General features: G+C 57.4%; 19 protein-coding genes. All 19 read left to right on the top strand.

What is annotated here, in order from left to right:
• Positions 1–510 precede the first annotated feature (510 nt).
• A complete protein-coding gene (gene mnmG / locus NTD87_RS01685; protein WP_262111413.1) occupies positions 511–2,403 on the top strand; it encodes a tRNA uridine-5-carboxymethylaminomethyl(34) synthesis enzyme MnmG in 1,893 nt (630 codons plus the stop codon).
• A gap of 5 nt (positions 2,404–2,408) precedes the next feature.
• On the top strand, positions 2,409–3,044 hold the full coding sequence (gene rsmG, locus NTD87_RS01680) for a 16S rRNA (guanine(527)-N(7))-methyltransferase RsmG (protein ID WP_185015445.1): 636 nt from the start codon (positions 2,409–2,411) through the stop codon (positions 3,042–3,044).
• A gap of 18 nt (positions 3,045–3,062) precedes the next feature.
• Positions 3,063–3,860 carry a ParA family protein gene (locus tag NTD87_RS01675; RefSeq protein ID WP_019694399.1) on the top strand — a complete coding sequence of 266 codons (798 nt, stop codon included), beginning with the start codon at positions 3,063–3,065 and terminating at the stop codon, positions 3,858–3,860.
• 9 nt (positions 3,861–3,869) lie between these two features.
• Positions 3,870–4,742, top strand: coding sequence for a ParB/RepB/Spo0J family partition protein (locus NTD87_RS01670; protein WP_262111410.1), 873 nt, complete (start codon positions 3,870–3,872; stop codon positions 4,740–4,742).
• A gap of 148 nt (positions 4,743–4,890) precedes the next feature.
• Positions 4,891–5,298 (top strand): F0F1 ATP synthase subunit I, encoded by a 408-nt coding sequence (locus NTD87_RS01665; RefSeq protein WP_262111408.1) that lies wholly within the window; start codon positions 4,891–4,893, stop codon positions 5,296–5,298.
• Between the two features lie 16 nt (positions 5,299–5,314).
• The gene (atpB, locus tag NTD87_RS01660) at positions 5,315–6,184 is read left to right on the top strand and encodes a F0F1 ATP synthase subunit A (RefSeq protein ID WP_123427106.1); all 870 of its coding nucleotides are present in this window, start codon (positions 5,315–5,317) and stop codon (positions 6,182–6,184) included.
• A gap of 133 nt (positions 6,185–6,317) precedes the next feature.
• On the top strand, positions 6,318–6,575 hold the full coding sequence (gene atpE, locus NTD87_RS01655) for a F0F1 ATP synthase subunit C (RefSeq protein ID WP_019694395.1): 258 nt from the start codon (positions 6,318–6,320) through the stop codon (positions 6,573–6,575).
• Positions 6,576–6,633: 58 nt separating this feature from the next.
• A complete protein-coding gene (locus NTD87_RS01650) occupies positions 6,634–7,104 on the top strand; it encodes a F0F1 ATP synthase subunit B (RefSeq protein ID WP_019694394.1) in 471 nt (156 codons plus the stop codon).
• 12 nt (positions 7,105–7,116) lie between these two features.
• Complete coding sequence (locus NTD87_RS01645; protein WP_033059683.1) at positions 7,117–7,653, top strand: F0F1 ATP synthase subunit delta; 537 nt, start codon at positions 7,117–7,119, stop codon at positions 7,651–7,653.
• A 21-nt stretch (positions 7,654–7,674) separates the two neighbouring features.
• Positions 7,675–9,219, top strand: a complete 1,545-nt coding sequence (atpA, locus tag NTD87_RS01640; RefSeq protein WP_054594853.1) for a F0F1 ATP synthase subunit alpha — start codon at positions 7,675–7,677, stop codon at positions 9,217–9,219.
• A gap of 50 nt (positions 9,220–9,269) precedes the next feature.
• The gene (gene atpG / locus NTD87_RS01635; RefSeq protein ID WP_019694392.1) at positions 9,270–10,130 is read left to right on the top strand and encodes a F0F1 ATP synthase subunit gamma; all 861 of its coding nucleotides are present in this window, start codon (positions 9,270–9,272) and stop codon (positions 10,128–10,130) included.
• Positions 10,131–10,157: 27 nt separating this feature from the next.
• On the top strand, positions 10,158–11,537 hold the full coding sequence (gene atpD / locus NTD87_RS01630) for a F0F1 ATP synthase subunit beta (RefSeq protein WP_019694391.1): 1,380 nt from the start codon (positions 10,158–10,160) through the stop codon (positions 11,535–11,537).
• A 45-nt stretch (positions 11,538–11,582) separates the two neighbouring features.
• A complete protein-coding gene (locus tag NTD87_RS01625) occupies positions 11,583–12,008 on the top strand; it encodes a F0F1 ATP synthase subunit epsilon (RefSeq protein WP_262111406.1) in 426 nt (141 codons plus the stop codon).
• 116 nt (positions 12,009–12,124) lie between these two features.
• A complete protein-coding gene (gene glmU / locus NTD87_RS01620) occupies positions 12,125–13,492 on the top strand; it encodes a bifunctional UDP-N-acetylglucosamine diphosphorylase/glucosamine-1-phosphate N-acetyltransferase GlmU (RefSeq protein ID WP_262111405.1) in 1,368 nt (455 codons plus the stop codon).
• A gap of 185 nt (positions 13,493–13,677) precedes the next feature.
• Entirely contained in the window at positions 13,678–14,454 is a 777-nt protein-coding gene (locus tag NTD87_RS01615; protein ID WP_262111403.1) for a DeoR/GlpR family DNA-binding transcription regulator, read from the top strand.
• Position 14,455: 1 nt separating this feature from the next.
• Complete coding sequence (gene glmS / locus NTD87_RS01610; protein WP_262111402.1) at positions 14,456–16,288, top strand: glutamine--fructose-6-phosphate transaminase (isomerizing); 1,833 nt, start codon at positions 14,456–14,458, stop codon at positions 16,286–16,288.
• A 602-nt stretch (positions 16,289–16,890) separates the two neighbouring features.
• Complete coding sequence (locus NTD87_RS01605; protein WP_262111400.1) at positions 16,891–18,636, top strand: ABC transporter permease; 1,746 nt, start codon at positions 16,891–16,893, stop codon at positions 18,634–18,636.
• Between the two features lie 14 nt (positions 18,637–18,650).
• Positions 18,651–19,973, top strand: a complete 1,323-nt coding sequence (locus NTD87_RS01600) for an AAA-associated domain-containing protein (protein ID WP_262111398.1) — start codon at positions 18,651–18,653, stop codon at positions 19,971–19,973.
• Positions 19,974–20,010: 37 nt separating this feature from the next.
• Complete coding sequence (locus NTD87_RS01595; protein WP_262111397.1) at positions 20,011–20,913, top strand: LysR family transcriptional regulator; 903 nt, start codon at positions 20,011–20,013, stop codon at positions 20,911–20,913.
• The last annotated feature ends 90 nt before the right edge of the window (positions 20,914–21,003 follow it).

Genomic DNA, 21,003 nt, shown 5'->3' with positions numbered 1-21,003 from the left:
CCCCACATTTTTCCACTTTCTTTAAGTAGCCGAGCGTCGTCAGACCGCTTCGGTGGTTTCCTCGTGGCTGGAATTTGCTCCGTTCAGCGCTTTTCTGTGGATTAAGCCCTGTGAATAACTGCCACTGAGCACAGTTGATAACAGGGCTTCAAAACTGAGGAAAACCACCTCTGTGGATAACCACCTCATTCATCCACAGGCTTACACCGGTTATCCAAGGGCCTCCTTGGCACATGACCACAGACTTTCAATCCTCTGTACACATTGAATATTAAGGGCTGTATCAATCTATCCACAGAAAGGTGCCTCAGTAGAAATAAACATAAAAACAAAGATTTAATAAATTTCTTTCTTTTTAATTTCTATTGTCCGTGACTTACCCACAACTGGTTAAATTTTGTGCAAAGGGTTCTTTAGGAAGGGTGAAGTCCCTATACTTGTCGACCAGGTCCAAAAACCTGAGCTCAAACTATTCCTGATTACCCAACTGAAGCAGGCACGAGGTGCGTGGTGGATTTCCCTTCCCGTTTTGAAGTGATCGTCATCGGCGGCGGTCATGCCGGTACCGAGGCAGCACTTGCGTCAGCACGTATGGGGGCAAAAACCCTGTTGCTGACGCATAACGTGGAAACCCTCGGAGCAATGAGCTGCAACCCCGCGATTGGCGGGATCGGCAAGAGCCATCTGGTCAAGGAAATCGATGCCCTTGGCGGCGCGATGGCCATGGCTACCGATAAAGGTGGTATTCAGTTTCGCGTCTTGAACAGCCGCAAAGGCCCAGCCGTGCGCGCTACTCGCGCACAGGCCGACCGCGTTCTGTACAAGGCCGCTGTGCGCGAGATTCTCGAGAACCAGCCGAACCTGTGGATATTTCAACAGGCGGCCGACGACCTGATCGTCGAACAGGAACAAGTGCGTGGTGTTGTCACCCAAATGGGCCTGCGTTTCTTCGCCGATTCCGTGGTGTTGACCACTGGCACCTTCCTCGGCGGACTTATCCACATCGGTATGCAGAACTATTCCGGCGGTCGTGCCGGCGATCCACCGTCGATCGCCCTGGCCCATCGTCTGCGTGAACTGCCTTTGCGTGTGGGCCGCCTGAAAACCGGTACGCCGCCGCGCATCGATGGCCGCTCCGTGGATTTCTCGGTCATGACCGAGCAACCCGGTGATACGCCGATTCCGGTGATGTCGTTCCTGGGTTCCAAAGAACAGCATCCCGCGCAGGTCAGCTGCTGGATTACCCACACCAACGCCCGTACTCACGAGATCATCGCCTCGAACCTCGACCGTTCGCCGATGTATTCCGGTGTGATCGAAGGCATTGGCCCGCGTTATTGCCCTTCGATCGAAGACAAAATCCACCGCTTTGCCGACAAGGAAAGCCATCAGGTCTTCATCGAGCCGGAAGGTTTGACCACCCACGAGCTGTACCCGAACGGGATATCCACATCCTTGCCGTTCGACGTCCAATTGCAGATCGTGCAATCGATTCGCGGCATGGAAAACGCCCATATCGTGCGCCCGGGCTACGCCATCGAGTACGACTACTTCGATCCGCGTGACCTGAAGTACAGCCTGGAAACCAAAGTCATCGGCGGTCTGTTCTTCGCCGGGCAAATCAACGGCACCACCGGTTACGAAGAAGCCGGCGCCCAAGGTTTGCTGGCCGGGGCCAACGCAGCATTGCGTGCCCAGGGCAAAGACAGCTGGTGCCCGCGTCGCGACGAGGCGTACATCGGTGTATTGGTCGACGACCTGATTACCCTGGGTACCCAGGAACCGTATCGGATGTTCACGTCCCGCGCCGAATACCGTTTGATCCTGCGCGAAGACAACGCCGACCTGCGTTTGACCGAAAAAGGTCGCGAATTGGGGCTGGTGGATGACGTGCGCTGGGCAGCTTTCTGCAAAAAACGCGAAAGTATCGAAGTGGAAGAGCAACGCCTGAAAAGCACCTGGGTTCGCCCCGGTACTGAACAGGGCGATGCAATCGCCGAAAAATTCGGCACGCCACTGACTCACGAATACAACCTGCTGAACCTGCTGACCCGTCCGGAAATCGACTACGCTGGTCTGATCTCGGTGACAGGCGCCGGTGCAGAAGATCCACAGGTCTCCGAGCAGGTCGAAATCAAGACCAAGTACGCCGGTTACATCGACCGCCAGCAAGATGAAATCGCTCGCCTGCGGGCCAGCGAAGACACCAAATTGCCTGTGGATATCGATTACACAAACATCTCCGGTCTCTCCAAAGAGATCCAGAGCAAGCTCGGTGCGACCCGTCCAGAGACCCTGGGCCAGGCATCGCGGATCCCGGGCGTGACCCCGGCAGCGATTTCGCTGTTGATGATTCACTTGAAAAAACGCGGCGCGGGCCGTCAGTTGGAGCAAAGCGCTTGAGTTCGATGGTCACCTCGCAACACGCCGAAGAGTTATCCACAGGTGCTCGCCAGCTCGGTGTCAACCTGACAGAAACCCAGCATGCACAGCTGCTGGGTTATCTGGCCCTGTTGATCAAATGGAACAAGGCTTACAACCTCACCGCCGTGCGTGATCCAGACGAAATGGTTTCACGGCATCTGCTCGACAGCCTGAGCGTGATGTCCTTCATCGAAAACGGTCGCTGGCTGGATGTTGGCAGCGGCGGCGGCATGCCGGGTATTCCACTGGCGATCCTGTTTCCCGAGTCGCAAGTGACCTGCCTGGACAGCAACGGCAAGAAAACCCGCTTCCTGACCCAGGTCAAACTCGAACTCAAACTGGATAACCTGCAAGTTATCCACAGTCGCGTCGAAGCCTTCACGCCTGAGCTGCCGTTCAACGGGATCATTTCCCGGGCGTTCAGCAGCATGGAGAACTTCAGCAACTGGACTCGCCACTTGGGCGATAGCGATACACGTTGGCTGGCAATGAAGGGCGTTCATCCCGCCGATGAGCTGGTAGCATTGCCGGCAGACTTCCACCTCGATAGCGAACACGCCCTGGCCGTACCCGGTTGCCAAGGCCAACGCCATCTGCTGATACTGCGCCGCACGGCATGATTGGGAACACAAGCAAGAATGGCTAAGGTATTCGCGATAGCGAACCAAAAGGGTGGTGTGGGCAAGACCACCACCTGCATCAACCTCGCAGCATCCCTGGTCGCGACCAAGCGCCGGGTGTTGTTGATCGATCTTGATCCACAGGGCAACGCCACCATGGGTAGCGGTGTGGATAAACACGGCCTGGAAAACTCGGTCTACGACCTGTTGATCGGTGAATGCGACCTGGCCCAGGCCATGCACTTCTCCGAACACGGTGGTTACCAGTTGTTGCCGGCCAACCGCGATTTGACTGCGGCTGAAGTCGTTCTGCTGGAAATGCAGATGAAGGAAAGCCGTCTGCGAAGCGCCCTGGCGCCGATCCGTGAGAACTACGATTACATTTTGATCGACTGCCCACCGTCGCTGTCGATGCTCACGCTCAATGCCCTGGTTGCATCCGACGGGGTGATTATCCCCATGCAGTGCGAGTACTTCGCGCTCGAAGGGTTGAGCGACCTTGTGGATAACATCAAGCGCATCGCTGAATTGCTGAATCCGAACCTGAAAATCGAAGGCTTGCTGCGGACCATGTATGACCCGCGCCTGAGCCTGATGAACGACGTGTCGGCGCAGCTCAAGGAACACTTCGGTGAGCAACTGTATGACACCGTGATTCCGCGCAACATCCGTTTGGCCGAAGCTCCCAGTTATGGCATGCCGGCGTTGGCCTATGACAAACAATCCCGTGGCGCACTGGCCTATCTGGCCCTGGCGGGCGAGATGGTTCGTCGTCAACGCAAAAATTCACGCATTGCCGCTGCTCAGGCAACTTAAGGAATCCCCATGGCCGTCAAGAAACGAGGTCTCGGACGTGGACTGGATGCACTGCTGAGTGGTCCGACCATCAGCTCGCTTGAAGAACAAGCGGTGCAGGCCGATCAGCGTGAGCTGCAACACCTGCCGCTGGACCTGATTCAGCGCGGCAAATACCAGCCGCGTCGGGACATGGACCCCCAGGCACTGGAGGAACTGGCGCAATCGATCAGGGCTCAAGGTGTGATGCAGCCAATCGTGGTTCGCCCGATCGGTGCTGGCCGCTTTGAAATCATCGCCGGTGAACGCCGCTGGCGTGCCAGCCAGCAGGCTGGTCAGGAAACCATTCCGGCGATGGTTCGCGATGTGCCGGATGAAACCGCGATCGCCATGGCGCTGATCGAGAACATCCAGCGTGAAGACCTCAATCCGATCGAAGAGGCGGTAGCCCTGCAGCGTTTGCAGCAGGAATTCCAGCTGACTCAGCAGCAAGTCGCCGAGGCTGTGGGTAAATCCCGCGTGACCGTCGCCAACTTGTTGCGCCTGATTGCATTGCCGGAAGTCATCAAGACCATGCTGTCCCACGGCGACCTGGAAATGGGTCATGCCCGTGCTTTGCTCGGTTTGCCGGAAAATCAACAGGTTGAGGGGGCGCGACATGTTGTCGCACGTGGCCTCACCGTGCGCCAGACTGAGGCACTGGTTCGCCAGTGGTTGAGTGGTAAACCAGCGGTCACCGAACCCGCCAAACCGGACCCGGATATCGCTCGCCTCGAACAGCGCCTGGCAGAGCGCCTAGGCTCTGCGGTGCAGATCCGCCACGGGAAGAAGGGCAAAGGGCAGTTGGTGATCGGTTACAATTCCCTCGATGAGCTTCAAGGTGTGCTCGCGCATATCCGCTGAAACATTTCCTCATGTAGCGTGCAATCGGAAATCACTACCTGACAGTTGAATAGGGGCAGAACCGCCCCTATACTCTGCGCGCATTTTGTCGGCACAAATTATGCCAAGTTATTGAATTCTGGCAGCCGGCCTTTGAGGAGTAAAAGTGATGGAAACCCGCACGCCAAACCGCTTGCCGTTCCATCGCTTGGCGGTTTTCCCCGTGTTATTGGCGCAATTTGTCGTTTTGCTGCTTGCCGCTTTGGCGCTCTGGCAATGGCATGGAGTCGTAGCCGGATACTCAGGACTCTGCGGAGGCCTGATAGCCTTGCTTCCCAATGTTTATTTCGCTCACAGGGCATTTCGGTTTTCCGGCGCCCGAGCAGCTCAAGCCATCGTCCGGTCTTTTTATGCCGGCGAGGCGGGCAAACTGATTTTGACGGCAGTGCTCTTTGCATTGACGTTTGCAGGTGTGAAGCCATTGGCGCCGCTAGCTGTATTCGGCGTCTTCGTGCTGACCCAACTGGTCAGCTGGTTCGCACCCCTGCTTATGAAAACAAGACTTTCGAGACCTTAGGGCGTTTGAGGCAACCATGGCAGCAGAATCCGCTTCGGGCTATATCCAGCACCACTTGCAGAACCTGACCTTCGGTCAGTTACCTACCGGCGGGTGGGGTTTTGCCCACACCGCAGCAGAAGCCAAGGCAATGGGCTTCTGGGCATTCCACGTCGATACCCTCGGCTGGTCTGTTGCGTTGGGTCTGATCTTCGTTCTTCTTTTCCGCATGGCGGCGAAGAAGGCGACTTCCGGTGTGCCGGGTGCTTTGCAGAACTTCGTTGAAGTATTGGTCGAATTCGTCGATAGCAGCGTGAAAGACAGCTTCCATGGCCGTAGCCCAGTGGTTGCACCACTGGCACTGACCATCTTCGTCTGGGTGTTCATGATGAACGCCATCGACCTGGTACCGGTCGACTGGATCCCGCAACTGGCCGCGGCCATTTCCGGCAACCACGAGATCCCGTTCCGTGCCGTATCGACCACCGACCCGAACGCAACGCTGGCCATGGCCTTCTCGGTGTTCGCGCTGATCATTTTCTACAGCATCAAGATCAAGGGCATCGGCGGCTTTATCGGCGAACTGACCCTGCACCCGTTCGGCAGCAAGAACATTTTCCTTCAAGCCCTGCTGATTCCGGTGAACTTCCTGCTGGAGTTCGTGACGCTGATTGCCAAGCCAATTTCGCTGGCACTGCGTCTGTTCGGCAACATGTACGCTGGCGAGCTGGTGTTTATCCTGATCGCCGTGATGTTCGGCAGCGGCCTGCTCTGGCTTAGCGGCCTGGGCATTGTGCTGCAGTGGGCGTGGGCTGTGTTCCACATCCTGATCATCACCCTGCAGGCGTTTATCTTCATGATGCTGACCATCGTCTACCTGTCGATGGCGCACGAAGAGAACCATTAAGACCAGTTTCGGCTGGTCTGATGTCCCTCTTGCCTCGGCGAGAGGGGGCCCGTACCGGGCTCGATGAAACGATTTGTTTTACCGCTTTAATCTAAAAAACCTAAACCATACGACGTAAAAGTCGGGAGGAAAGATGGAAACTGTAGTTGGTCTAACCGCTATCGCTGTTGCACTGTTGATCGGCCTGGGCGCACTGGGTACCGCAATTGGTTTCGGCCTGTTGGGCGGCAAGTTCCTGGAAGGCGCAGCGCGTCAGCCAGAAATGGTTCCAATGCTGCAAGTCAAAATGTTCATCGTTGCCGGTCTGCTCGACGCCGTAACCATGATCGGCGTTGGTATCGCTCTGTTCTTCACCTTCGCGAACCCTTTCGTTGGTCAACTCGCTCACTAATCACTCGGATTTTCGAGTTGAGCAAGTCTGATGGACAACGAACGAGCGAGGTGTTGGCGTGAACATTAATGCAACCCTGATTGGCCAGTCCGTTGCGTTCTTCATTTTTGTACTGTTTTGCATGAAGTTCGTGTGGCCTCCGGTCATCGCGGCTTTGCACGAACGTCAGAAGAAGATCGCGGATGGACTGGACGCTGCCGCCCGAGCAGCTCGCGACCTGGAATTGGCCCAAGATAAAGCGGGTCAACAACTGCGCGAAGCAAAAGCTCAGGCAGCCGAAATCATTGAGCAGGCCAAGAAACGCGGTAATCAGATCGTCGAAGAGGCTGTTGATAAAGCCCGTGTCGACGCTGAACGTGTGAAGGTGCAGGCTCAGGCCGAGATCGAGCAGGAACTGAACAGTGTCAAAGACGCGCTGCGTGCCCAACTGGGTGCTCTGGCCGTTGGCGGCGCCGAGAAGATCCTGGGTGCCACAATCGATCAAAACGCGCACGCGGAGCTGGTTAACAAACTGGCTGCTGAAATTTAAGCGAGGGCGATCATGGCAGAACTGACCACGTTGGCCCGACCTTACGCTAAGGCAGCCTTCGAGCACGCCCAGGCCCACCAGCAACTGGCCTCTTGGTCAGCCATGCTCGGCCTGGCTGCAGCAGTGTCGCAAGACGACACCATGCAGCGCGTGCTCAAGGCCCCGCGACTGACGAGCGCAAACAAGGCCACCACGTTTATTGACGTGTGTGGCGACAAGTTCGATGCCAAGGCACAGAATTTCATCCACGTCGTTGCTGAAAACGACCGTCTCCCGCTTTTGCCGGAGATCGCCGCTCTGTTTGACCTGTACAAGGCCGAACAAGAGAAATCGGTAGATGTGGATGTCACCAGTGCTTTTGCATTGAACCAAGAACAGCAAGACAAACTCGCCAAGGTTCTCAGTGCACGGCTCGGCCGGGAAGTGCGACTGCACGCTGCGGAGGATGCCACCCTTATTGGTGGTGTCATCATCCGCGCCGGCGACCTGGTAATCGATGGCTCGATTCGCGGCAAACTCGCGAACCTTGCCGAAGCATTGAAATCTTGAGTTTGAAGGGGCAGCAGAGCAATGCAGCAACTCAATCCTTCCGAAATAAGTGAAATTATCAAGGGCCGCATCGAAAAGCTCGATGTGACCTCCCAAGCCCGTAACGAAGGCACTGTCGTCAGCGTATCTGACGGCATCGTGCGGATTCACGGTCTGGCCGACGTTATGTACGGCGAGATGATCGAGTTTCCGGGCGGCGTCTACGGTATGGCCCTCAACCTGGAGCAAGACTCTGTAGGTGCCGTTGTATTGGGCTCTTACCAGACTCTGGCTGAAGGCATGAGCGCCAAGTGCACTGGCCGCATCCTCGAAGTTCCGGTAGGTAAGGAACTGCTGGGTCGCGTAGTCGACGCACTGGGTAACCCAGTTGACGGCAAAGGTCCGCTGAACAACACCGAGACCGATGCGGTCGAGAAAGTTGCTCCAGGCGTGATCTGGCGTAAGTCGGTAGACCAGCCTGTACAGACTGGCTACAAGGCTGTCGATGCCATGATCCCTGTCGGCCGTGGCCAGCGTGAGCTGATCATCGGTGACCGTCAGATCGGTAAAACCGCTCTGGCAATCGACGCGATCATCAACCAGAAAGACAGCGGCATCTTCTGCGTCTACGTAGCAATCGGTCAGAAACAATCGACCATCGCCAACGTGGTTCGCAAGCTGGAAGAAAACGGCGCCCTGGCTAACACCATCGTCGTAGCTGCCAGTGCTTCGGAATCGGCTGCACTGCAATTCCTGGCACCGTACTCCGGTTGCACCATGGGCGAATACTTCCGCGACCGCGGTGAAGACGCGCTGATCGTCTATGACGATCTGTCCAAGCAAGCAGTGGCTTACCGCCAGATTTCCCTGCTGCTGCGCCGTCCACCAGGCCGTGAAGCCTACCCAGGCGACGTGTTCTATCTCCACTCCCGTCTGCTGGAGCGCGCATCCCGCGTTTCGGAAGAATACGTAGAGAAGTTCACTAACGGTGCCGTGACTGGCAAGACCGGTTCCTTGACCGCTCTGCCAATCATTGAAACTCAGGCTGGCGACGTTTCCGCGTTCGTTCCGACCAACGTGATTTCCATCACCGACGGTCAGATCTTCCTGGAATCCGCCATGTTCAACTCCGGGATCCGTCCTGCAGTGAACGCCGGTGTTTCGGTATCCCGTGTGGGTGGTGCCGCTCAGACCAAGATCATCAAGAAGCTTTCCGGTGGTATCCGTACCGCTCTGGCTCAGTACCGTGAACTGGCTGCATTCGCCCAGTTCGCTTCTGACCTGGACGAAGCCACTCGCAAGCAGCTTGAGCACGGTCAGCGCGTTACCGAGCTGATGAAGCAGAAGCAATATGCGCCGATGTCCATTGCCGACATGTCGTTGTCCCTGTATGCCGCTGAACGTGGCTTCCTGGTCGACATCGAGATTCCAAAAATCGGTAGCTTCGAGCAGGCCATGATTGCTTACTTCAACCGCGATCACGCCGAATTGATGGCGAAGATCAACGTGAAGGGTGACTTCAATGACGAAATCGACGCTGGCCTGAAAGCCGGTATCGAGAAGTTCAAAGCCACCCAAACCTGGTAAGCCGCAGCGGGGGCCGAGAGGCTCCCGCTTGCTAACCTGATAGGTGTTACATGGCAGGCGCAAAAGAGATTCGCAGTAAGATTGCGAGCATCAAAAGCACGCAAAAGATTACCAGCGCCATGGAAAAAGTGGCGGTCAGCAAAATGCGCAAGGCACAAATGCGCATGTCGGCTAGCCGTCCTTACGCGGAGCGCATCCGCCAGGTTATTGGTCATCTGGCCAACGCCAACCCGGAATATCGCCACCCGTTCATGATCGACCGTGCTATCAAGCGCGTTGGTTATGTCGTCGTGAGCAGTGACCGTGGTCTGTGTGGTGGCTTGAACACCAACCTGTTCAAGGCTTTGGTCAAGGACATGGCGGTAAACCGCGAACAAGGCGTCGAGATCGATCTGTGTGTGATTGGTAGCAAAGGTGCGGCTTTCTTCCGCAACTTCGGCGGTAACGTCGTTGCAGCTATCAGCCACCTGGGTGAAGAGCCGTCGATCAATGATCTGATCGGCAGCGTCAAGGTGATGCTGGATGCCTACCTGGACGGCCGTATTGACCGCCTGTGCGTGGTGTCCAACAAGTTCATCAACACCATGACGCAACAGCCTACCGTGGAGCAATTGATTCCACTGGTGGCGACCCCGGATCAAGAACTCAAGCACCACTGGGACTATCTCTACGAACCGGATGCCAAGGAGCTGCTTGACGGCTTGATGGTCCGCTACGTGGAGTCGCAGGTGTACCAGGCGGTGGTCGAGAACAACGCAGCTGAACAAGCGGCGCGGATGATCGCAATGAAGAACGCTACCGACAACGCCGGTGATTTGATCAGCGATTTGCAGCTGATCTACAACAAGGCGCGTCAGGCTGCGATCACCCAAGAGATCTCGGAAATCGTCGGCGGCGCTGCCGCGGTTTAACGGTTCAAATATTCAGAGGATCCAGCTATGAGTAGCGGACGTATCGTTCAAATCATCGGCGCCGTTATCGACGTGGAATTTCCACGCGACAGCGTACCGAGCATCTACAACGCGCTGGAAGTACAAAGCGCGGCCGGAACTACGCTTGAAGTTCAGCAGCAGCTGGGCGACGGCGTGGTTCGTACCATTGCGATGGGCTCCACCGAGGGCTTGAAGCGTGGTCTGGAAGTCAAGGACTCCGGCGCAGCCATCTCCGTACCGGTCGGTAAAGCGACCCTGGGCCGGATCATGGACGTACTGGGCAACCCGATCGACGAAGCTGGCCCGATTGACACCGAAGAACGTTGGGGCATTCACCGTCCTGCGCCGTCCTTCGCTGAACAAGCTGGCGGCAACGACCTGCTGGAAACCGGCATCAAGGTTATCGACCTGGTTTGCCCGTTCGCCAAGGGCGGTAAAGTCGGTCTGTTCGGTGGTGCCGGTGTAGGCAAAACCGTAAACATGATGGAACTGATCCGTAACATCGCCATCGAGCACAGCGGTTATTCCGTGTTCGCCGGTGTGGGTGAGCGTACTCGTGAGGGTAACGACTTCTACCACGAGATGAAGGATTCCAACGTTCTGGACAAAGTGGCACTGGTTTACGGTCAGATGAACGAGCCGCCGGGAAACCGTCTGCGCGTAGCTCTGACCGGCCTGACCATGGCCGAGAAGTTCCGTGACGAAGGTAACGACGTTCTGCTGTTCGTCGACAACATCTATCGTTACACCCTGGCCGGTACTGAAGTATCCGCACTGCTGGGCCGTATGCCTTCGGCAGTAGGTTACCAGCCGACCCTGGCTGAAGAGATGGGCACTCTGCAAGAGCGCATCACTTCGACCAAAAACGGTTCGATCACTTCGATCCAGGCGGTATACGTACCTGCGGATGACTTGACTGACCCGTCGCCAGCGACCACTTTCGCCCACTTGGACGCCACCGTCGTTCTGTCCCGTGACATCGCTTCCCTGGGTATCTACCCGGCGGTAGACCCACTGGACTCGACTTCGCGTCAGCTGGACCCGAACGTGATCGGTCAGGACCACTACGACACCGCTCGCGGCGTACAGTATGTTCTGCAGCGTTACAAAGAACTGAAGGACATCATTGCGATCCTGGGTATGGACGAGCTGTCGGAAACTGACAAGCAGTTGGTATCCCGCGCTCGTAAGATCCAGCGCTTCTTGTCGCAGCCGTTCTTCGTGGCTGAAGTCTTCACCGGTGCTTCGGGTAAATACGTTTCCCTGAAAGACACCATTGCTGGCTTCAAAGGCATCCTCAACGGTGACTACGACCACCTGCCAGAACAAGCGTTCTACATGGTCGGCGGCATCGAAGAAGCGATCGAGAAAGCCAAAAAACTGTAATCCAGGCGCCCGGCGACGGGCGCTAATTTAGGTTGAGGCAAGCAGATGGCTATGACAGTCCATTGCGACATCGTCAGCGCGGAAGGGGAAATCTTCTCCGGTCTGGTCGAGATGGTGATTGCGCACGGTGAGCTGGGTGATCTTGGTATCGCTCTGGGTCACGCTCCGCTGATCACTAATCTGAAACCAGGTCCGATCCGCTTGATCAAGCAGGGCGGGGAAGCCGAGGTGTTTTACATCTCCGGTGGTTACCTCGAGGTTCAGCCGAACATGGTCAAGGTTCTTGCCGACACTGTGCAACGTGCTGCCGACCTGGACGAAGCCTCCGCTCAGCAAGCCGTAAAGGCTGCCGAGAAGGCCTTGCATGATAGAGGCGCCGAGTTCGACTACGGTTCCGCTGCCGCTCGTCTGGCCGAGGCGACAGCTCAGCTGCGCACCGTCCAGCAAATCCGCAAAAAGTTCGGCGGCTAACCGCCATCCGCTTTTTGTGTGATTGATTAAAAAGGGTAGCCTCGGCTACCCTTTTTCTTTTCCTGCAATTCATCTCTTGGTCGCAGCCGCTGACCACCCAGGATTGGTAGCCAGTCATGTCACTTGAAATCGTTATTCTCGCTGCCGGTCAAGGCACTCGCATGCGTTCGGCGTTGCCGAAAGTTCTTCACCCGGTGGCGGGCAATTCCATGCTTGGCCATGTTATCCACAGCGCCCGCCAACTTGATCCACAGCGCATTCACGTGGTGATTGGCCACGGTGCCGATGCAGTCCGCGAGCGTCTGGCTGCAGACGACTTGAACTTCGTTTTGCAGGACAAGCAACTCGGCACCGGTCACGCAGTGGCCCAGGCTGTGCCGTTCATCACCGCCGATACCGTGTTGATTCTTTACGGTGATGTGCCGCTGATTGAAGTTCCAACCCTGCAACGCTTGCTCAAGCTTGTGGCGCCGCAGCAGATGGGGCTGTTGACCGTCGAACTTGATGACCCGACGGGTTACGGTCGCATTGTGCGCAACGCTGACGGTCGGGTGACCGCTATCGTCGAGCATAAAGATGCCAGCGAAGCCGAGCGTACGATCACTGAAGGCAATACCGGTATTCTTGCGGTGCCGGCCAATCGTCTGGAGGACTGGATGAGCCGGCTCTCCAACAACAACGCTCAGGGCGAGTACTACCTGACAGACGTGATTGCCATGGCAGTCAGCGACGGCCTGATAGTAGACACCGAGCAACCTCACGACGCGATGGAAGTGCAGGGCGCCAACGACCGCAAACAGCTCGCAGAGCTTGAGCGTCACTATCAGTTGCGCGAAGGCCGTCGTCTGATGGCACAGGGCGTGACGCTGCGCGATCCGGCGCGTTTTGATGTGCGCGGTGAAGTGACAGTCGGCCGTGACGTGCTGATCGATATCAACGTGATTCTCGAAGGCCGCGTGGTCATCGAAGACGACGTGGTCATTGGTCCGAACTGCGTGATCAAGGACAGCACCCTGCGCAAAGGCGTGGTGATCAAGGCCAACAGCCATATTGAAGGCGCGGTATTGGGCGAGGGCAGCGATGCGGGTCCGTACGCTCGCTTGCGTCCGGGGACTGTGCTGGAAGCCCGTGCCCATGTGGGTAACTTTGTCGAACTGAAGAATGTCCATCTCGGTGAAGGCGCCAAGGCCGGCCACTTGACCTACCTGGGCGACGCCGAGGTCGGTGCGCGGACCAACATTGGCGCTGGCACCATTACCTGCAACTATGATGGCGTCAACAAGTGGAAAACGGTCTTGGGGGAAGACGTATTCATTGGCTCCAACAACTCGTTGGTAGCGCCTGTGGATATCTCGGACGGTGCGACCACTGCGGCAGGTTCGACGATTACCTCGAATGTGGATAAATCCCAGTTGGCCGTTGGTCGGGCTCGGCAGAAGAATATCGATGGCTGGAAGCGGCCGGTGAAAATCCACAAGAGCTGAGTTATCCACAGGTCAAACGATCGCAGTCTGCGGCAACTCCTACATTGATCGTTGTAGGTGCTGCCACAGGCGGCGATCTTTTTTATGGGTTATCCACAGATATATTTTTCATGCGCTGGCTTGACGAAGTTTCGCCGATAGGTTTTGATTGCTTCCGTTATCTTTCGAATCGAAACTTAAAAGTCATGTCGAAGCGCAATACACCACAACGTCGCCACAATATCCTTGCCCTGCTCAACGAGCAGGGCGAAGTCAGTGTGGATGAATTGGCCAAGCGTTTTGAAACCTCGGAAGTTACAATTCGCAAAGATCTGGCGGCTCTTGAAAGCAATGGCCTGCTGCTACGCCGTTACGGCGGTGCGATCACCATGCCGCACGAGTTGGTCAGTGATCCGAGCCAATCCGTCTCCCAGTACAAGCAAGCCATTGCTCGAACTGCGGTGATGCGGATTCGCGAACACGCGCGGATTATCATCGACAGCGGCAGCACGACCGCCGCGATGATTCCGCAACTGGGTCAACAGCCGGGGCTGGTCGTCATGACCAACTCCCTGCACGTTGCCAATGCGCTGAGCGAACTTGAGCATGAACCGGTGCTGTTAATGACCGGTGGCACCTGGGACCCGCATTCGGAGTCATTCCAGGGGCAGGTCGCCGAGCAGGTCCTGCGCTCTTACGATTTCGATCAGTTGTTCATCGGTGCCGATGGCATTGATCTGATGCGCGGTACCACAACTTTCAACGAACTGCTCGGTCTTAGCCGTGTGATGGCCGACGTGGCTCGTGAAGTGATCGTGATGGTCGAATCCGACAAGATCGGCCGCAAGATTCCAAACCTGGAGCTGCCATGGAGCAGCGTCCATACCCTTATTACCGATGATCGCTTGCCGCAAGAGGCACGCGACCAGATTCAGGCCCGCGGCATTAACGTGATTTGCGCGGCAGTCAGCCAGGAGATATAGCATGTGTGGAATTGTCGGCGCAGTCGCGGAACGTAACATCACCGCCATTTTGCTCGAGGGTCTCAAGCGCCTCGAATACCGCGGCTACGACAGCGCCGGTGTGGCGGTTTACACCAACGGCGAAAAACTCGAGCGCATGCGTCGCCCGGGCAAGGTCAGCGAGTTGGAACAAGCGCTGAGCGCCGAGCCGCTGCCCGGCCGTCTGGGTATTGCCCACACCCGTTGGGCGACTCACGGTGCGCCTTGTGAGCGTAACGCTCACCCGCATTTCTCCGGCGATCTGGCGGTGGTGCACAACGGCATCATCGAAAACCATGAAGCCCTGCGTGAGCAGCTCAAGGCCCTGGGTTACGTGTTCACCTCGGACACCGATACTGAAGTCATTGCCCACCTGCTGAACCATAAACTCAAGGACCACAGTGACCTGACCGTCGCCCTCAAGGCCACTGTCAAAGAACTGCACGGTGCCTACGGCCTGGCCGTTATCAGCGCGCAACAACCGGATCGTCTGGTTGCCGCTCGCAGTGGTAGCCCGTTGGTGATCGGCCTGGGTCTGGGCGAGAACTTCCTGGCGTCCGACCAACTGGCACTGCGTCAGGTCACCGACCGCTTCACGTACCTGGAAGAAGGCGATATCGCCGAAATCCGCCGCGACAGCGTGAAGATCTGGGATGTCGACGGCAAAGTGGTCGAGCGCGAAGCGGTGCAGTACCGCGATAACACCGAATCCGCCGAAAAGGGCGAGTTCCGCCACTTCATGCTCAAGGAAATCCACGAGCAACCATCGGTTGTGCAACGCACCCTGGAAGGCCGCCTTGGCCCGAACCAGGTGCTGGTTCAGGCGTTTGGTCCCAAAGCCGCCGAGTTGTTCGCCAAGGTCCGCAATGTGCAGATCGTTGCCTGCGGCACCAGCTACCACGCCGGTATGGTCGCGCGTTACTGGCTGGAAGAACTGGCCGGGATCCCGTGCCAGGTCGAAGTCGCCAGCGAATTCCGTTATCGCAAAGTGGTCGTGCAGCCAGATTCGCTGTTCGTGACCATCTCCCAGTCCGGCGAAACCGCCGACACCCTGGCCGCACTGCGTAACGCCAAAGAGCTGGGTTTCCTCGCCAGCCTGGCCATCTGCAACGTTGGCATCAGCTCGCTGGTGCGTGAGTCCGACCTGACCCTGCTGACCCAGGCCGGTCGCGAAATCGGGGTGGCATCGACCAAAGCCTTTACCACTCAACTGGTGGGTCTGTTGCTGTTGACCCTGTCTCTGGGCCAGGTGCGTGGCACTTTGGCCAAAGACGTGGAAGCCGAACTGGTGGAAGAGCTGCGTCGCTTGCCGGCTCGTCTGGGTGAAGCGCTGGCTATGGACAGCACCGTCGAAAAAGTCGCCGAGCTGTTCGCCGACAAGCATCACACGCTGTTCCTGGGCCGTGGCGCGCAATACCCGGTGGCAATGGAAGGCTCGCTCAAGCTCAAGGAAATCTCCTACATCCACGCCGAAGCCTACCCGGCCGGTGAGCTCAAGCACGGCCCGCTGGCACTGGTCGACGACGACATGCCGGTGGTGACGGTGGCACCGAACAACGAGTTGTTGGAGAAGCTGAAATCCAACCTGCAGGAAGTTCGTGCCCGTGGCGGTCAGCTGATCGTGTTTGCTGACGAGAAAGCCGGCATGAGCAATGGCGAAGGCACGCATGTGATCAACATGCCGCACATCCACGACATCCTGTCGCCGATCCTCTACACCATTCCGCTGCAGCTGCTCTCGTACTACGTCGCCGTGCTCAAAGGCACCGACGTTGACCAGCCGCGTAACCTGGCGAAGTCGGTGACGGTGGAGTAAGTCTTTGCGGCGATCCGGGTCTCAGCCCGGATCGCTTTTTTGACTGAACGAAAGACCCCCAACCCTGGGGGCTTTTCGTTTCTGGCTGTTCTGCTTTGGCACTGATTCAGTCAAAGGAAGGATGGCCATTCACAAATGCGTAAAAAATACGTCAAGTTTATGTTTCTGTAACATTTAGAAACGTACAATCCGCCCCGGAAAAGCTGCGTGTCGGCATCAATCTCGATTGCGTATGCCGCATTCAAAGTCTACCGGCCGGATGACGTCGTGCTTTTCCTGTCCAAATGTCCTTTTCACTCCCGTTCAGGAGACTCCAGCCATGGATCCTGCTGATTCTCGGCGGGCCACCCATTGGGATGCCAAGTGAGGCGCAGAGGGTAAATGGTGTGTTCGGATCTCCCGGATTTCTGAGCCACAGAACCATTTTCTGCATCGCCCCCGTAGCGTTCGTTTGTGTGGCCTCCCCCGTTGTTTTATTACCCCGCTAGAGTGTACTTAGCTGTGCTTCAACTGCTTATTGAGCCGTTCTTTGCGCGGTCGCTCTAGAAACTGTCGATCGGTGGTCAACGATCACCTCCAGAACGCTACTGGAATCTCTGAACATGAATAGGGTATTGCGTCATTACATTCCGGCAACGGCCCAGCGGTTGCTTCCCAATCGCTGGGACCTTATCGCCATGCCGCTGGTGATTGGCTTCTTGCTGTTCTTCTCCATTGGCGCGCATGAGACCTGGGCCCCGATCTCGACGTTGCAGACGCAAGTCATCTCTCTGGACCCGGCTGATTTGCCTGAATATGCGATTCGCACGACCTTGCGCATGCTTGCGGCCATGGTGGCGTCACTGATCTTTACCCTGGTTTACGGAACGTTGGCGGCCAAGAGCCGGCGGGCCGAGAAGCTGCTGGTGCCGGTGCTGGATATCCTGCAATCGGTGCCTGTTCTGGGCTATATCTCGTTCACCGTGACATTTTTCCTGCTGCTGTTTCCAGGACGTGTGCTGGGCGCGGAGTGCGCGGCAATCTTTGCCATCTTCACCGCCCAGGCCTGGAACATGACGTTCAGCTTCTATCAGTCGCTGCGCACGGTGCCTCGGGATCTGGAAGAGGTGTCCAGCAACCTGCAGCTTTCCGGCTGGCAGAAGTTCTGGAAGCTGGATGTGCCGTTCGCCATTCCAGGCCTGGTCTGGAACATGATGATGAGCATGTCCGGAGGCTGGTTCTTCGTGGTGGCCTCGGAAGCGATCACTGTGGGCGACAAGACGATCACCTTGCCGGGTGTCGGTTCCTACCTGGCGACGGCCATTGAGCAGCGCGACCTGCACGCCGTGGGTTACGTTATTCTGGCGATGATCGTGGTCATCCTGATTTACGACCAATTCCTGTTCCGTCCGCTGGTGGCCTGGGCTGACAAGTTCCGGATGGAAGACACCGCTTCACAGGCCGGGGCCCCCGAGTCCTGGGTACTGAATCTGATCCAGCGCACCCGGGTCGTTCAGCGCCTGTTGCGGCCTTTTATCCGTGCCGTCGTGCGCATCACCAACATGCGCCTGAGCCTGCCACGCTCTAAAACGGTGGTGGTTCATCAGGCCAGCCCGACGGTTTCAAGGGCTATCGATTGGGTCTGGGCTGCGGCGATTGCGGCGATGACTCTTTACGCGCTGTATCACATCGTGATCTACGTCGGCAGCGAAGTGACGCTGGACGAACTGTGGCATGTGATTGGTTTGGGAGCGATTACCCTGCTGCGGGTGGCCCTGTTGATTCTGTTGGCCTCACTGGTCTGGGTACCGCTGGGCGTGATGATCGGCTTGCGTCCGCATCTGGCGGAGAAGATCCAGCCGCTGGCCCAGTTTCTGGCGGCGTTCCCGGCGAACCTGTTGTTTCCGGTGTTTGTCATTGTGATTCTGCACTATCAGTTGAACCCGGACATCTGGCTCAGCCCGCTGATCGTGCTGGGGACGCAGTGGTACATCCTGTTCAACGTGATCGCCGGTGCCAGTGCATTTCCCAACGATTTTCGCGAGGCTGCGGCCAATTTCCATATTCGCGGCTGGCAGTGGTGGCGCAAGGTAATGCTACCCGGCATCTTCCCGTATTACGTGACGGGGGCGATTACCGCCTCGGGTGGGGCGTGGAACGCCAGTATCGTTTCCGAATTCGTTTCCTGGGGGCAGGATAAAGTGGTCGCTCACGGTTTGGGGGCCTATATCGCCCAGACCACGGCGGCTGGCGACTTTCCAAAAATTACGCTGGGCGTGGTAGTGATGTCGTTCTTTGTCGTGGCCTTCAATCGCGTGCTGTGGCGGCCGATGTACGCCATCGCTGAAAACAAACTCCGTCTGAATTAACAGGTGTCGATCTGATGAATGGCCAATCCGAAAAAACAGGCGCGCGCTCCGAAATTTACGCACTGAACAAAGTGAGTCGGGGGTTCGGCAAGGGCAAGGACGAGTTACAGGTACTCAGCGATGTCGATCTGTCTCTTCGCGAGGGCGAAATCGTCGGCATGCTGGGTCGCTCCGGCTCCGGCAAATCGACGCTGCTGCGGATCATCGCCGGCCTTATCCAGCCCTCTTCGGGCGAGGTTCACTACAACGGTTCATTGCTCACCGGACCTGCCAAAGGCGTGGCCATGGTCTTTCAGACCTTTGCCCTGTTTCCGTGGCTGACGGTACTGGAAAACGTAGAAGCCGGTCTTCAGGCGTTGCAGGTCGAACCCAAGGAAGCGCGCAAGCGTGCACTGGCGGCGATCGACCTGATCGGCCTCGACGGATTTGAAAACGCTTACCCACGGGAATTGTCGGGTGGCATGCGCCAGCGAGTGGGCTTTGCCCGGGCGCTGGTGGTCAATCCGACCTTGCTGCTGATGGATGAGCCTTTCTCGGCGCTGGATGTGCTGACGGCAGAAACCCTGAGAACCGATTTGCTGGACCTGTGGAGCGGCGGCCAGTTGCCGATCAAGTCCATCCTGATCGTGACCCACAACATCGAAGAAGCGGTGTTGATGTGCGACCGCGTACTGGTCCTGTCGTCGAACCCTGGCCGTGTGGTGGCGCAAATCAACGTGCCGTTCCCACACCCACGCAACCGTCTGGACCCGACCTTTCGCAAAATGGTCGATGACATCTATGCCTTGATGACCAACCGACGCAGTGCCGACGCCAAAACCGGCAAGGCCGAACTGCAATTGGGCAGCCCGTTGCCCGAAGTCTCGACCAACCTTATGGCCGGTTTGATCTCGGCGCTGGCGGCCGAGCCGTATTATGGGCAGGACAGCCTCTCCAATGTCGCCGAACGTCTGTTGCTGGAGGTCGATGACCTGTTTCCGGTGGCGGAGATGCTCGAGCATCTGGGATTTGCCGAGCTCAAGGGCGCCGACATCAAGCTGACCGACGCGGGCAAGCTGTTCGATGAATACGGCACCCAGGAACGCAAAACCATTTTTGCCGACCATCTGCTCCGGTATGTGCCATTGGCCTCGCGTATTCGCCAGGTGCTGCAGGAACGTCGCGGACACTGGGCGCCGCGTGTCCGCTTCGAGCAGGAGCTGGGGGACTCGCTCAATGATGCAGCGGTGGAAGAAACCCTGGAAAACGTGATCAGTTGGGGCCGGTACGCTGAAATATTCTCCTATGACGACAACACCGAGACCTTCAGTCTGGAAGATGTCGAAGGCAGTCTGTAACCGGCTCATTCACGGTCGGGCACGACATAGGTAGCCGATGGACAGACTCCAGGAAATGCAGGTATTCGTCGCCGTGGCGCAAGAGCAGGGTTTCTCTGCGGCGGCGCGGCGCCTGGGGTTGTCGGCGGCCAGCGTGACGCGGGCGGTGGCGGCGCTGGAGGCGCGGCTAGGCACTCAACTGCTGACGCGTACCACGCGCAGTGTGCATCTGAGCGAAGCTGGTCAGCGTTACCTGGAAGACTGCCGACGCATACTGGCGGACATTCAGGAAGCCGAGGCTTCAGTCGCTGGCAGTCACGCACAGCCACGCGGGCAACTGACGATCACCGCACCGGTGCTGTTCGGTGAGCTGTTCGTCACGCCGGTGATGGTTGGCTACCTTGAGCAGTTTCCCGATATCAGCATCAATGCGCTGCTGGTCGACCGGGTGGTGAGCATGGTCGAGGAGGGCATCGATGTCGCCGTGCGCATCGGTGATCTGCCTGACAGCAGCCAGCACGCCATTCTGGTGGGCGAGGTGCGGCGGGTTATCTGCGGGTCTCCCGATTATCTGCGGCAACAGGGTCGGCCATTGCATCCCAATGATCTGAGTCGGGCGCGGATCGTCGCCACCTCATCCATTGGGCAACAAAGGAACTGGCCCTTCATTGCGGCTGGCGAGTCGTTCAGTGTTCACCCTGAACCGCGTCTGGTGGTGACCGCGAATCAGGCGGCAATCACCGCCGCTTGCCTGGGGTTGGGGTTGACCCGGGTCCTGTCCTATCAGGTGGCTAGCAAGGTCGCCGCCGGTGAGCTGGAAATCGTCCTGCAAGACTTCGAACTTCCTCCATTGCCCATCCATGTGGTGTATCAGGGCGGGCGCAAGGCGCCGGCGCGGGTACGCAGTTTCGTGGACTATGCAGTGAAGGCGTTGCGTGAACATCCGGCATTACGCACTTGAGGCATTATTGCATTGGGTGAAATTATCGATTGTCTTTTCTGGTTATTCTGTTGTTTTGGTAGCAGGTGGAAGATAGCGCCACTCAGCGCG

The sequence above is a fragment of the Pseudomonas sp. 6D_7.1_Bac1 genome (assembly GCF_025465945.1).
GTDB lineage: Bacteria > Pseudomonadota > Gammaproteobacteria > Pseudomonadales > Pseudomonadaceae > Aquipseudomonas.
Note: the sequence above shows the minus strand (reverse complement) of the source record. Positions and strands in the feature narration are given on the sequence as shown.

Excerpts from the sequence above, each read along its gene's own strand:
- rsmG (WP_185015445.1), top strand. The coding sequence starts at position 2,409 with ATGGTCACCTCGCAACACGCCGAAGAGTTATCCACAGGTGCTCGCCAG.
- NTD87_RS01675 (WP_019694399.1), top strand. The coding sequence starts at position 3,063 with ATGGCTAAGGTATTCGCGATAGCGAACCAAAAGGGTGGTGTGGGCAAG.
- NTD87_RS01670 (WP_262111410.1), top strand. The coding sequence starts at position 3,870 with ATGGCCGTCAAGAAACGAGGTCTCGGACGTGGACTGGATGCACTGCTG.
- NTD87_RS01665 (WP_262111408.1), top strand. The coding sequence starts at position 4,891 with ATGGAAACCCGCACGCCAAACCGCTTGCCGTTCCATCGCTTGGCGGTT.
- atpB (WP_123427106.1), top strand. The coding sequence starts at position 5,315 with ATGGCAGCAGAATCCGCTTCGGGCTATATCCAGCACCACTTGCAGAAC.
- atpE (WP_019694395.1), top strand. The coding sequence starts at position 6,318 with ATGGAAACTGTAGTTGGTCTAACCGCTATCGCTGTTGCACTGTTGATC.
- NTD87_RS01645 (WP_033059683.1), top strand. The coding sequence starts at position 7,117 with ATGGCAGAACTGACCACGTTGGCCCGACCTTACGCTAAGGCAGCCTTC.
- atpA (WP_054594853.1), top strand. The coding sequence starts at position 7,675 with ATGCAGCAACTCAATCCTTCCGAAATAAGTGAAATTATCAAGGGCCGC.
- atpG (WP_019694392.1), top strand. The coding sequence starts at position 9,270 with ATGGCAGGCGCAAAAGAGATTCGCAGTAAGATTGCGAGCATCAAAAGC.
- atpD (WP_019694391.1), top strand. The coding sequence starts at position 10,158 with ATGAGTAGCGGACGTATCGTTCAAATCATCGGCGCCGTTATCGACGTG.
- NTD87_RS01625 (WP_262111406.1), top strand. The coding sequence starts at position 11,583 with ATGGCTATGACAGTCCATTGCGACATCGTCAGCGCGGAAGGGGAAATC.
- glmU (WP_262111405.1), top strand. The coding sequence starts at position 12,125 with ATGTCACTTGAAATCGTTATTCTCGCTGCCGGTCAAGGCACTCGCATG.
- NTD87_RS01615 (WP_262111403.1), top strand. The coding sequence starts at position 13,678 with ATGTCGAAGCGCAATACACCACAACGTCGCCACAATATCCTTGCCCTG.
- glmS (WP_262111402.1), top strand. The coding sequence starts at position 14,456 with ATGTGTGGAATTGTCGGCGCAGTCGCGGAACGTAACATCACCGCCATT.
- NTD87_RS01605 (WP_262111400.1), top strand. The coding sequence starts at position 16,891 with ATGAATAGGGTATTGCGTCATTACATTCCGGCAACGGCCCAGCGGTTG.
- NTD87_RS01600 (WP_262111398.1), top strand. The coding sequence starts at position 18,651 with ATGAATGGCCAATCCGAAAAAACAGGCGCGCGCTCCGAAATTTACGCA.
- NTD87_RS01595 (WP_262111397.1), top strand. The coding sequence starts at position 20,011 with ATGGACAGACTCCAGGAAATGCAGGTATTCGTCGCCGTGGCGCAAGAG.